11 protein-coding genes and 4 tRNA genes are annotated in these 11,974 nt (G+C 63.8%); 4 read left to right on the top strand and 11 right to left on the bottom strand.

All coding sequences use genetic code 11. The features are described from left to right. Window positions 1-2: 2 nt before the first annotated feature. The 8 genes from B2X67_RS15540 to B2X67_RS15505 all read right to left on the bottom strand — a co-directional run bounded on the left by B2X67_RS15540 (window position 3) and on the right by B2X67_RS15505 (window position 5,313). Window positions 3-1,187: a GAF domain-containing sensor histidine kinase gene (locus tag B2X67_RS15540; protein ID WP_273230653.1), complete on the bottom strand. Its 1,185-nt coding sequence runs from the start codon at window positions 1,185-1,187 to the stop codon at window positions 3-5. A gap of 336 nt (window positions 1,188-1,523) precedes the next feature. Continuing rightward, window positions 1,524-1,610, bottom strand: a tRNA-Leu gene (locus B2X67_RS15535). Window positions 1,611-1,767: 157 nt separating this feature from the next. Continuing rightward, window positions 1,768-1,841, bottom strand: a tRNA-Cys gene (locus tag B2X67_RS15530). 45 nt (window positions 1,842-1,886) lie between these two features. Further along, window positions 1,887-1,962: transfer RNA gene (locus B2X67_RS15525), tRNA-Gly, on the bottom strand. 65 nt (window positions 1,963-2,027) lie between these two features. After that, entirely contained in the window at window positions 2,028-2,588 is a 561-nt protein-coding gene (gene pgsA, locus B2X67_RS15520; protein ID WP_090230839.1) for a CDP-diacylglycerol--glycerol-3-phosphate 3-phosphatidyltransferase, read from the bottom strand. A 33-nt stretch (window positions 2,589-2,621) separates the two neighbouring features. After that, window positions 2,622-4,448: an excinuclease ABC subunit UvrC gene (gene uvrC / locus B2X67_RS15515; RefSeq protein WP_273230754.1), complete on the bottom strand. Its 1,827-nt coding sequence runs from the start codon at window positions 4,446-4,448 to the stop codon at window positions 2,622-2,624. A gap of 2 nt (window positions 4,449-4,450) precedes the next feature. Then, entirely contained in the window at window positions 4,451-5,095 is a 645-nt protein-coding gene (gene uvrY, locus B2X67_RS15510; protein ID WP_090230834.1) for a response regulator transcription factor GacA, read from the bottom strand. 130 nt (window positions 5,096-5,225) lie between these two features. Further along, window positions 5,226-5,313: transfer RNA gene (locus tag B2X67_RS15505), tRNA-Ser, on the bottom strand. A gap of 129 nt (window positions 5,314-5,442) precedes the next feature. Here B2X67_RS15505 and B2X67_RS15500 point away from each other — a divergent pair. Next, window positions 5,443-6,114, top strand: coding sequence for a Bax inhibitor-1/YccA family protein (locus B2X67_RS15500; protein ID WP_286786043.1), 672 nt, complete (start codon window positions 5,443-5,445; stop codon window positions 6,112-6,114). Between the two features lie 238 nt (window positions 6,115-6,352). Then, on the top strand, window positions 6,353-6,619 hold the full coding sequence (locus tag B2X67_RS15495) for a DUF3509 domain-containing protein (RefSeq protein WP_273230656.1): 267 nt from the start codon (window positions 6,353-6,355) through the stop codon (window positions 6,617-6,619). Window positions 6,620-6,653: 34 nt separating this feature from the next. On the opposite strand, the gene B2X67_RS15490 is transcribed toward B2X67_RS15495, so the two are convergent. The 3 genes from B2X67_RS15490 to xthA form a co-directional block, all read right to left on the bottom strand. After that, on the bottom strand, window positions 6,654-6,866 hold the full coding sequence (locus B2X67_RS15490; protein ID WP_286786042.1) for a hypothetical protein: 213 nt from the start codon (window positions 6,864-6,866) through the stop codon (window positions 6,654-6,656). A gap of 88 nt (window positions 6,867-6,954) precedes the next feature. Beyond that, window positions 6,955-8,334 carry a phosphate ABC transporter substrate-binding/OmpA family protein gene (locus B2X67_RS15485; RefSeq protein WP_286786041.1) on the bottom strand — a complete coding sequence of 460 codons (1,380 nt, stop codon included), beginning with the start codon at window positions 8,332-8,334 and terminating at the stop codon, window positions 6,955-6,957. 82 nt (window positions 8,335-8,416) lie between these two features. Next, window positions 8,417-9,229, bottom strand: a complete 813-nt coding sequence (xthA, locus tag B2X67_RS15480) for an exodeoxyribonuclease III (RefSeq protein ID WP_286786040.1) — start codon at window positions 9,227-9,229, stop codon at window positions 8,417-8,419. 127 nt (window positions 9,230-9,356) lie between these two features. Here xthA and B2X67_RS15475 point away from each other — a divergent pair, with 127 nt between their 5' ends. Further along, on the top strand, window positions 9,357-10,040 hold the full coding sequence (locus B2X67_RS15475) for a GNAT family N-acetyltransferase (protein ID WP_286786039.1): 684 nt from the start codon (window positions 9,357-9,359) through the stop codon (window positions 10,038-10,040). A 67-nt stretch (window positions 10,041-10,107) separates the two neighbouring features. Then, window positions 10,108-11,841 carry an autotransporter assembly complex protein TamA gene (locus B2X67_RS15470; RefSeq protein ID WP_286786058.1) on the top strand — a complete coding sequence of 578 codons (1,734 nt, stop codon included), beginning with the start codon at window positions 10,108-10,110 and terminating at the stop codon, window positions 11,839-11,841. The last annotated feature ends 133 nt before the right edge of the window (window positions 11,842-11,974 follow it).

Raw genomic sequence — 11,974 nt, 5'->3', positions numbered from 1 at the left:
TGCTATGTGCTCTGCAGCGGCTGATGGAAGGTGAACGTGGTGCCGGCCTCGCGGCTCGACGTTACCGTCAGGCTGCCGCCATGGGCACGCGCGACCTCGCTGGCGATGTACAGCCCCAGGCCAAGACCGGCTCGCGGCAGATCGCTGAGCGGCCGGGAGTAGGGCAGGAACAGCCGCTCGAGCACACAGGCCGGAATAGGCTCGCCCTGGTTGCTTACCGAGATGCTGAAGCCACCTACGTTGCGCCCGATATTCACCTCGACCGTTCCATCCTGCGCGCCATGGGCGATGGCGTTGGCGACCAGGTTGGAAAGCAGTTGGCCGATCCGCTCGGGGTCGCAGCGAAACCCTTCCAGTCGCTCGATGTTCGCATTGATGACCCGTTCCGAATGAATCCGCTGAATCTCGGCAACCACGTGACGAAGGCTGTCCGCCAGGTTCGGGCACTCTCGCAGCTTCACCGGGATTCCGTCGCCCAAGCGTCCGCGGGCAAAATCGAGGACGTCCTCGACCAACTGCGACGCGCGCTGGTTGCTGCTCACGATGTGTTTCACCAGCCGCTCGGTGCGTTCATCCATAGGTTTGCGCATCAGCATTTCCGCACAGGCGTCGATCGCGAACAGCGGATTGCGCAGGTCGTGCCCCAGCACCGCGATGAACTGCTCGCGCAGCTCGGCGTTCTTTCGCTCCAGCAGCAGCGCGGCTTCCGTGCGCTGGAAGCCTTCCTCGGCCTCCAGCTGGATCGCCAGCAACCGTGCGAAGGACGCCATCATCGCGACGATGTGGGGCTCGGAGAGCTTGGCTGGAAGGGGATCCAGCGCGCAGAGGGTGCCGAAGAAGCTGCCGTCGGCGCGAATCACCGGATAGGAGATGTAGCTCTCGAACTTGTACAGGCGCGGGGTGTGATGGGTGCAGTAACGCTCGTCCATGCTCGCGTGATCGATGATCACCGGCTCGCGGGAGCCTCGTACCTCTTCGCACAGGGTGGTGGCGATTTCCAGCGTGTCGTTGACCTCCAGCCCGAAGCCCAGCAGATCCAGCACCGCGCACGCCGTCCAGTCACTCTCGGTGACCCGCGCCACCGCGACGAAACGCAGCCCCGTACTCTCCGCGATGACCTGCAGGATCGCCGGCACCGCGCTGATCCGCCCAATGGCGGATACGTCTGAAGCTATCGAGTGTTGCATGCCGATATCCACTGCAGGCGAAGAGCGCCGTTTCCCGAACAAGTGACGCCATCCCCACTCATGAAGGGGCGATGCGAGCGGCGTGGGAAGGTTGTTTCGGTAAAGCCTAAAAAAGAAAAGCCCGCACAGGGCGGGCTAAGAGCCATAACACACAGCAACACAAAGGAGTCATTTGCGTGAAAGGAAAGACTACGCCGGTGAAGGTGAAAGATTCGTGAAGAAAAAACCAGACATCGAGACCGGACTAGCTAGGCATTCGAAAGAAATTGCGGACCGGATGAATAATTGCGGACCAGACGTGGCTTCGGAAGAAAAAGCTGGAAGCCGCGTGATGTTTGGTGCCCGAAGCCGGGGTCGAACCGGCACGGGGTTACCCCCGAGGGATTTTAAGTCCCTTGCGTCTACCGATTTCGCCATTCGGGCGGTAGCGCTACAGCGTGATCGCCTGGCGGCGACGCGCGGAATATATACAGCGAGGCAAGTGCAGGCAAGGTTGCCCAGGCATTTTCCCTCGTGCCGAAATAGGGGGCAGCAGAAATGAAAAAACCCCGTAGATGCTTGATCTACGGGGCTTTCATAATGGAGGCCGATGTCGGAATCGAACCGGCGTACACGGATTTGCAATCCGCTGCATAACCACTCTGCCAACCGGCCTCAAAAACGAAGACGCCGCAAACTGCGGCGTCAACGTCAACAAACTGGAGCGGGAAACGAGACTCGAACTCGCGACCCCGACCTTGGCAAGGTCGTGCTCTACCAACTGAGCTATTCCCGCGTCTTGGTGACGGGCGCCATTCTAGCGATTCGGAACGCCCCGTCAACCCCTTGATTCAAAAAAGTTTATTTCTTTTCAGGGTTGATGCTCAGATGCGGCCATGCGGCGATCAGGTATTGCAGCATCGACCACAGCGTCAGCACCGCGGAGATGATCAGCAGGACGAAACCGAGCAGCACCCAGTTGCTCATTACCGGCGGGTTGGCCAGCAGGATGATCAGCGCGGCCATCTGCGCAGCAGTCTTCCATTTACCCCAGCTGGACACCGCGACATGGGCGCGGGCGCCAAGCTCGGCCATCCATTCGCGCAGGGCGGACACCACGATCTCGCGACCGATGATGATCGCAGCCGGCAGCGTCAGCCACAGCGTGGCGTGCTCTTCGACCAGCAGCACGAGGGCGACGGCGACCATCAGCTTGTCCGCCACCGGATCGAGAAAGGCGCCGAACGGCGTGCTCTGTTCCAAGCGGCGAGCAAGATAGCCGTCGAACCAGTCGGTGACCGCGGCAATGGCGAATACGCCGCTGGACGCCCAGTAGCTCCAGGAGAACGGCAGATAGAAGAAGAGGATGAAGACCGGGATCAGAAGAACGCGCAACACGGTGAGCAAATTTGGAATATTCATCGGCGCGAACTGGCTGCTAAGTGAAGCGGTATTCTACTCGCTGTGCAGGGCTGCATAAATCGACTCGGCGAGCTTTTTGCTGACGCCGGGCGCTTTGGCGATTTCCTCGGCACTGGCGCGGGCCAGCTCCTGCAGGCCGCCGAAGTGCTTGAGCAACTCCCTTCGACGCTTCGGCCCGACGCCCGCGACGTCCTCCAGCGTGGAGGTGCGACGGGTCTTGCCGCGGCGCGCACGGTGTCCGGTGATGGCGAATCGGTGCGCTTCGTCGCGGATTTGCTGGATCAGGTGCAGGGCAGGGGAATCGCCGGGCAGGGTGAATTCGTGGGCCGCATCGTTCAGGTACAGCGTTTCCAGGCCTGGCTTGCGCGTTACGCCCTTCGCCACGCCGAGCAGGATCAGATCCGGCACCGCCAGCTCCTGGAGCACCTCCTGGGCCATCGTCAGCTGGCCCTTGCCGCCGTCGACCAGCAGCACGTCCGGCAGCTTGCCTTCACCTTCCTTCAACTTGCTGAAGCGCCGGGTCAGTGCCTGGTGCATGGCGGCGTAATCGTCGCCCGCGGTGACGCCTTCGATGTTGTAGCGGCGATAGTCGGACTTCAACGGACCTTCCGGGCCGAACACCACGCAGGACGCCACCGTCGCCTCGCCGCTGGAATGGCTGATGTCGTAGCACTCCAGGCGCTGCGGCGGTTCATCGAGGCCGAGCGCTTCGGCCAGGGCGTCGAAGCGCGCACTGAGGTGTTGCCGGTTCGCCAGTCGCGCCGCCAGCGCCTGCTCGGCGTTGGTCACCGCCAGCGCCTGCCAGCGCGCACGCGTGCCGCGTACCCGATGGCTGATGTCGAGTTCGCGACCACGCAGTTCGTGGATCGCCGAGAGCAGCGTCGGGTAGTCATCGTGGAGCACGTTGACGATCAGTTCGCTGGGCAGGTCGCGTTCGCTGTTGGTCAGGTAGTACTGGGCGAGGAATGCGTAGAGCACCTCGCCGGTGTCTTCCTCGATGGCGACCTGCGGGAAGAAGTTCTTGCTGCCGAGTACCCGCCCGCCGCGCACGCTGATCAGGTGCACGCAGGCGCCGCCGGGGTTGACCATGGCCGCGACCACGTCGACGTCGCCGCTGCCGCCCTCCATGCTCTGCTGGTCCTGCACGCGACGCAGGATGGCGGCCTTGTCGCGCAGCTCGGCGGCCCGCTCGAAGTCCAAACGCATCGCCGCCTGCTCCATGTTCGCCGACAGCTCGGCCGACAGGGCGTTGCTGCGCCCTTCGAGGAACATCACCGAATGGCGCACGTCCTCGGCATATTCCTCGGGCTCGACCAGGCCCACGCAAGGGCCCTTGCAGCGTTTGATCTGGTATTGCAGGCAGGGCCGCGTGCGATTGCGGTAGTAGCTGTCTTCGCATTGCCGGACCAGGAACGCCTTCTGTAGCAGGCCGAGACTCTCGCGAATCGCTCCGGCGCTGGGGTAGGGGCCGAAATAGCGGCCCTTCTGCTTCTTCGCGCCGCGATGGATGCCCAGGCGAGGAAACGCGTCCTCGCTGGAAAGGAAGACGTACGGGTAGGATTTGTCGTCGCGCAGCAGGATGTTGTACGGCGGCCGCCATTCCTTGATCAGCGTCTGCTCCAGCAGCAGCGCCTCGGTTTCGTTGGCGGTGATGGTGGTTTCGATCTGCGCGATGCGCGCCACCAGGGCGGCGGTCTTCGGCGCCAGGCCGACCTTGCGGAAGTAACTGGCCAGCCGCTTCTTTAGGTTCTTCGCCTTGCCGACGTAGAGCAGCTTGGCGTCCACGTCGAACATGCGGTAAACGCCGGGGCGACCGCTGCAGTGGGCGAGGAAGGCGCTGGGGTCGAACGCGTGCGGCATCGTCAATTGATGGTGTCGACCATGCCGTGGCGCACCGCCAGCAGGGCCAATTCCACATCGCTGGTGATCGAGAGCTTCTCGTAGATGCGATAACGGTAGGTGTTCACCGTTTTCGGCGACAGGCAGAGCTTGTCGGAGATGCTCTGCACCTTCTGGCAATTGGCGATCATCAGCGCGATCTGGATCTCGCGCTCGGACAGCAGGTCGAACGGCGAACCGTTGACCTGCGGCTGGAACGACTTAAGTGCCAGTTGCTGGGCAATCTGCGGGCTGATGTAGCGCTGCCCGGCGAAGACCAGGCGAATAGCCTGGACCATTTCCTCCAGCGCGGCGCCCTTGGTCAGGTAACCGGCGGCACCGGCCTGCAGCAGGCGCGTGGGGAAGGGGTCCTCTTCGCAGATGGTCACCGCGATCACCTTGACGTCCGGCTGGCTGCGCAACAGCTTGCGTGTCGCTTCCAGACCGCCGATACCGGGCATCTTGATGTCCATGAGAACGATGTCGGGCTTGAGTTCGCGCGCTTTCTTCAGCGCCAGCTCGCCGCTGTCGGCCTGACCGATGACTTGCAGACCTTCTATATCTGCGAGCATTCGGGTAATGCCCGTACGTACCAGATCGTGATCGTCGACCACCAGGACCCTAATCAAGCGACACCTCGTTGCACAACGCCGTTTTCACAGCATCGCGTCACTTTAACAAAAAGCCGAAGCGTCACCTAGCACGGTGCAGGTAACGGGATGACCAGCGGACATAGGAGAGGGAGACGCGGTAGATGAATGGCGGAAGCGCAGAGATTCGAACTCTGGGACCTGTTACAGTCGGCGGTTTTCAAGACCGCTGCCTTAAACCACTCGGCCACACTTCCGCAGGTATTGCGGGCGGCAATAGTACCGGATCGCAACACGCTGTCAAACACTGTGCCTTGGCAGGCGGCGGGCCTTTGCTATGATCCGTTCATCCTTGCCGCAGGACCCATTTTTACAGGAGCGTTGCCATGCAAGATCGTGAATATTCCCTGAGCAGTCAGGTGCAAGTCGAACAGGCCGAGGTCGGTCGCGTTCTGCGCAACACCTACGGGCTACTGGCCATGACCCTGGCATTCAGCGGTCTGGTCGCTTTCGTCGCGCAGCAGATGCGCGTGGGCTACCCGAACTTCCTCATCGTGCTGGCGGGTTTCTACGGGCTGTTCTTCCTGACCGTGAAACTCCGCGACTCCGCCTGGGGATTGCTGTCGACCTTCGCCCTGACCGGGTTCATGGGCTACACGCTCGGCCCGATCCTCAACCGCTACATGGGCATGAGCAACGGCGCTGAAGTGATCAGCTCGGCATTCGCCATGACCGCACTGGTGTTCTTCGGTCTGTCGGCGTACGTGCTCACCACCCGCAAGGACATGAGCTTCCTCGCCGGTTTCATCACCGCGGGCTTCTTCGTCCTGCTGGGCGCAATGCTGGTCAGCCTGTTCTTCCAGATCAGCGGCCTGCAGCTCGCAATCAGCGCCGGCTTCGTGCTGTTCTCCTCGGCGGCGATCCTGTTCCAGACCAGCGCGATCATCCATGGTGGCGAGCGTAACTACATCATGGCGACCATCAGCCTCTACGTGTCGATCTACAACCTGTTCATCAGCCTGTTGCAGATCTTCGGCATCTTCGGTCGCGACGACTGATCCTGGCCGCGATGAATGAAGCCCGCTTCGGCGGGCTTTTTCATGCCTGGAGAAAGGCGGTGCGTCAGACCCTGCAAAATGCATGAGTGTTTCGCCCCCGCATTGCAGAATAAATGACGGCGCTGCAAGCAGCGCTCTCAGACCCCTGATAAACAAAGGCTTTAAGGGTAAAGCGGATTTGGCATGAAGGCTGCTTTAAAGATGCGAGTCCTGGCCCCACCCCCTTCGGAGTAGAACAATGACCATCTCCCTGCAGCCAATCATTTCCGCCTTTCCCGACTACACCGTAACCGCTACCCAGCGCCCGGATGGCAGCCAGTTGCTGTCGCTGGAGAAGGACGGCGTGCAGGTCACTCGGGTGATCCCTTCGCCCCAGTTGAGTGCTCCGGTTCGAGTGGAATGGCTCCTCAGCGCGATCCGCCGCGACATCGCCCAGGCCGGTGGCGTGGTCGCCGAAATCGCCGCCATGCAATCCCAGCGTCAGGCGGTCGCCCAGCATCCCTGAAGTCTGGAATTGACTGGAAAACGGCCCGACAGCGTCAGTCGCTGTCGGGCCGTTGCGTTTCCGGGGTCGAAGGCGGGGAGGTGTTCGATCCGCCCGAGCGCTCCGTCAGCCATTGCAGGCGGACCTGCAATTGCGCGGCGAAATGGCGAGCAGCACGCTCGTCCTGGAAGGTCAGGCAGCGTCGTCCGGCGCTTACCTGCCAAAGCCGTTGACCATGTTCCTCACGTACCTCGATGCGAACCACCATGAGCGGATTCCGATTCCCTGTCGCGCCGCAGATGGCGCGATGGGCGGAAGACTACGCGATCCGAACAGCGGGTTGAATCGGTCGCGCCTCAGTAAACCCAGACTTCCACACGACGGTTCTTGATCCGTCCCTCGTCTGCACTGTTGGCGGCCACCGGCATCTCGTCACCGAGCCCGGTGACCTCACGGAAGATCACGCCGGCCTTCGACAGTTCGCGGCGCACCGCCATGGCGCGCAGTTTGGACAGCAGCGAGGCGCGTTGCGGGTCGACCTTGTCGTCCGCGAAGCCGACCAGCACCGTGCGTTTGTAGAGTTTGTCGTTCTGTCGCAGGTACTCGGTAACGCGATCGATGTCCCGCTGGGCCTTGTTGTCCAGCCGGGCACTGCCGTGCTGGAAACGGAAATTCACCGACAGGCGCTGGGCCTCGCTGGCCAGCTGGAAGTACTCCGCAGGCATCGCCGGCGCAGCGGCGACCTGCATGGCACGCACGTCCTGGGCGACGAACCCGACCTTGGCGACGATCGCCTGGCCCGCGGCGCTGTGGGCGAAGGCGACCAGCGCCAGCACCCAGGGGTTGTTCTGCTCCGGAGAGTTGTAAAGGAACAGCCGGCGCGAGAGCGGATAGTCCTCGGTGGCGATCAGGCTGACCGAAGGTTCCATGGCTTGCGACTCTCCGGCCGAAATCGCCAGCGTCTTGGCCCTGCCCACCGAGGCCAGCCCTGCGAAACCGATGCCCTGCGGATCACCGGCGACGATCTCGGAGAGCTGGTCGCTGGATTCGAACCGCGCGGCGTCCGGCGCCAGGGCCTTGCCGTTGGCGACCAGCACCAGTTCCTTGAAGGTATCGAAGGTGCCGGACTTGTCGTCCCGCGCATACAGATGGATCGCCCCCGCCTTGCCACCGAGGGCCGCCCAGTCACGAATCTCGCCGGCGAACACCTTCGCCAGTTGCTCGCTGGTCAGGCTCTTCAGTCCGTTGTCGGGGTGTACGAGGATCGCCAGGCCATCGATGCCGATCACCTGTTCAGCGGAGCGGCTGCGCAGGTCACCCAGTTCGGCGAGTGCGGCGACTTCGCTGTCCTTGATCGGGCGGGACGAGGCAGCCAGCTCGGCGCGGCCTTGCTGGAGGGCGACGAACCCCGTGCTGGAACCGTGGGCGGCAATGTCCACGTGCACTTCGCGACCCTCGGCAGTGCGCGCGGATATGCGCTGCTCGTTCTCCGCCGGGCCGGGCTGGCTGCGCACCATGAGCAGACCCTGTTGGCGCATCAGCCCTTCGACCAGCGCCGGCGCCAGGCGCGCACCGATGGTATTTGAGCCCTGGATGCGCAGCAGCGGGGCGTTGCCCTCGGGGATCGGCAAGGCGGCGAACACCGACCAGGGCAGGGCGTAGCAGACGAAGCCGAGGATCAGCATGCCGAGCACGCGGCTCCAGGTATCGGCTTCGTGATCGGACGCGTGGGACATACGGCAGGCACCTGTTGGAGAGGAGGTGCCGGCAGACTAAGTCAGTTGCATGTCGCCCATATGACAACGGGAAAAACCCCGGTCAGCTCAGTTCGAGCCACACCGGCGCGTGGTCGGAAGGCTTCTCCATCGCGCGCAGCTCATAGTCGACGCCGGTGGCGAGGATGCGTTCCTGCAGCGGCCTGGAGGCCATGATCAGGTCGATGCGCAGGCCGCGCTTGGGCTCGTCCTCGAAGCCGCGACTGCGGTAGTCGAACCAGCTGAAGCGGTCTTCCACGGTCGGATTCTGCAACCGGAAGGTATCCGCCAGCCCCCAGCTCTTGAGCTTCTCGAGCCACTCGCGCTCCTCGGGCAGGAAGCTGCACTTGCCGGTACGCAACCAGCGCCTGGCGTTGTCGGCACCGATGCCGATGTCGCAATCCTGCGGCGAGATGTTGAAGTCGCCCATCACCAACAGGCGATGCTCGGGCTGAAAGCGTTCCTCGAGCAGGCGCTGCAGGTCGGCATAGAAACGCGTCTTGGCCGGGAACTTCACCGGATGATCGCGGCTTTCGCCCTGGGGGAAGTAACCATTGAACACATGGACCGGTTGGCCGTCGCCGTCGGCGAAGGTGCCGCCGATCCAGCGCCGCTGGGATTCCTCGTCATCGCCGGGGAATCCCTTGAACACTTCCAGCGGCTTCGCCAGGGACATCAGTGCAACGCCGTAATGACCTTTCTGCCCGTGGAAATGCACGTGGTAACCCAGCGCCTCGACTTCGGCGAAAGGGAACTGGTCGTCGGAGACCTTGGTTTCCTGCAGGCCGATGATGTCCGGGCGATGTTTTTCGACCAGTGCCGCCAGTTGGTGAGGACGTGCGCGCAGGCCGTTGATATTGAAGGAAACGACTTTCATCGCGGGACTCCTGGGAAAACCCCGATGCTAGCCCATCCGGCGCCGCGCCAGCCAGCGCTGGCGGCCCGCCCATGGCGCTGCTAACGTCAGCGAAGACCCATAACCATAACTAGAGAGGTCGATCGCCATGCCCGCAACCCAACCCGCCGCGCCCGCTACGACGCGCTTCCTCGACAGCGGCTACGCACGCGAGGCGCGCTCGCTGCTGTACCAGGCCTATCGCCACGAACCCACCTTCGCCTACCTGTTCGAAGCCGAGCGCCCTGGCTACGACCATCGCGTGCGCGCCACCGTTCGCGAACTGGTGAACCAGCATTTCAGCGAGGACCTGCCGGCGATCGGCCTGCTGGTGGAGGACAGGCTGATCGGTGTCGCGCTGATCGCGCCGCCGCAACGCCGGCTGGAGATCACCGAGAGCTGGGTGTGGCGCATGCGCATGCTGCTGACCACCGGATTGCGCTGCACCCAGCGTTACCTCGACTACCACGCGGCCGTGCTGGCCTGCCTGCCGCCCGGCCCGTTCCACGTCTTGCCGCTGATCGGCATCCATCCGCGCTGCCAGGGCCTGCACTACGGCGAGCAGATGCTCGAGGCCGTGCACGCCTGGTGCGCCGGGGACAGCGCGTCGCAAGGCGTGGTACTGGATACCGGCAACACCCGCTATCTGGAGTTCTATCGGCGCCAGGGTTACCAGGAGATCGGCGAAGTGGCGATCGGGCCGATTCGCGAGCACGTTTTCCTTCATGCGAACGCTCCGGTCGCTGCGCACGACGGCGCCCCGGATCTCCCGACAGGGGAAAATCTTCGATAATTCGAGGGGTTAGCGCGACCAAGGGTTGCCGGATCGAGCCCGCTTGCATGGTAGCATCCGGCCCATGATGTCCCGATCCAGCTTCAGCTTCAGCTTCTGCCTATCGTTCTGTTCGCTGCTCAGCACTTCGGTGCTGGCGCAGGAGCAGCTGGACGTGCGCGTGCAGCCGAACAACGCGAAGCTTCGCGGCAATATCCAGGGCTATGTCGGCAGCCTGGAAGGCCGTGACCGGCAGGCGCTGGAACAGCTCACGCGGGTCGCCGAAACCCAGGCACAGCAGGCCGCGCAAGCCCTTGGCTACTACAACGCGCAGATCGACAGCGAAGTCGACCAACGCCAGCCGCCGCGCCTGGTGCTCACCGTGCATCCGGGCGAGCCGGTGCGGCTGCGCAACGTCAGCATCCGCGTCGAAGGCCCGGCCGCGCAGCTGGCCAGCTTTCGCTTGCCCGACCGCGAGATGCTCAAGCCCGGCGCGATACTCGACCACGGCCATTACGAAGACGCGAAGAAGCTCATCGAGAACCAGGCGTCGCGCTTCGGTTTCTTCAGCGGCCGGTTCATCCGGCAGAAGCTGCTGATCGACCCGCGCGAGGGCTTCGCCGATATCGAACTGATCTACGACAGCGGCCCGCGTTACCGGCTCGGCGCGGTCAAGTTCGGCGGCGATGCGCCGCTGTCCGAGGACCTGTTGCAACGCCTGGTGCCGTTCAAGCGCGGCGATCCCTACGACTCCGAACTGATCGCCGAGCTGAACCAGGCGTTGCAGACCAGCGGCTATTTCGATGCCGTGCGCGTCGATGCCGCGCCCGAGCAGGCACGCGACGAGCAGATCCCGGTGGATGTACGCCTCACCACGCGCAAGCCGCGCACCTTCGGCATCGGTCTCGGCTATTCCACCGACGTCGGCCCGCGCGGCAAGGTCAACTGGACGCGCCATTGGGTGAACCCGCAGGGCCACAGCTACGGCGCAGAACTGGAGCTTTCGGCGCCGCGGCAGAACGTAGGCCTGTGGTACGACATTCCGGGCCAGGCGCCCCTGACCGACAAACTGCGCCTGGCCGCCGGCTATCAATACGAGGAACTGGCCGACACCGACTCGCTGAGCCGCCTGCTCACCATCGGCCCGGAATGGCACAGCCTGCGACCGAGCGGCTGGACGCGCGTGCTCTCGGTGAAGTGGCAGCGCGAGGAATATCGCCTGGGTGACGACTCCGGGTTGAGCACGCTGCTGATGCCCGGCGCCAGCTACTCGCTGTTGCGCAGCAACAACCGGCTCGACCCCAGCCACGGCTATCGCCTGCAGTTCGACGTATCGGCGGCCAAGGACGGCATGCTGTCGGACGCCGACCTGGTGCATGTCGAAGGGGCGATCAAGGGCCTCACCACGCTGGCGGACAAGCACCGCTTCCTCGGGCGTCTGCAACTGGGCGGCAACTACACCGACGAATACAAGGCGATTCCGCCGTCGCTGCGCTTCTTCGCCGGTGGCGACCAGACCGTGCGCGGCTACGACTACCAGATGCTCTCGCCGGAAAACTCCGACGGCGACCGCATCGGCGGTCGCTACATGATCGCCGGGAGCCTCGAGTATCAGTACGCGATCGCCGATCGCTGGCGCATCGCGACCTTCGTCGACCAGGGCAACGCGTTCTCATCGCTTGAGCTGCCGTCGCTGAAGACCGGCGTTGGCTTCGGCGTGCGCTGGGTCTCGCCGGTGGGGCCGTTGCGCGTCGACCTGGCGCATCCGCTGGACGGCGACGGCGGCGTACGCCTGCACTTTTCCATGGGCCCCGAACTGTGAGGCGCGTCGCCTGGGGAGTGCTCGCCCTGGTACTGCTGCTGGTGCTGGGCCTGACGCTGCTGCTCGGCAGCCTGGCCGGCAGCCGCTGGGCGCTGGCGCAGGTGCCGGGCTTGCAGGTGCAGGGCTTCGACGG

Origin of the sequence: Pseudomonas sp. UBA3153 (genome assembly GCF_002364635.1) — a bacterium.
GTDB classification, from domain to species: Bacteria; Pseudomonadota; Gammaproteobacteria; order Pseudomonadales; family Pseudomonadaceae; genus Pseudomonas_O; species Pseudomonas_O kuykendallii.
Note: the sequence above shows the minus strand (reverse complement) of the source record. Positions and strands in the feature narration are given on the sequence as shown.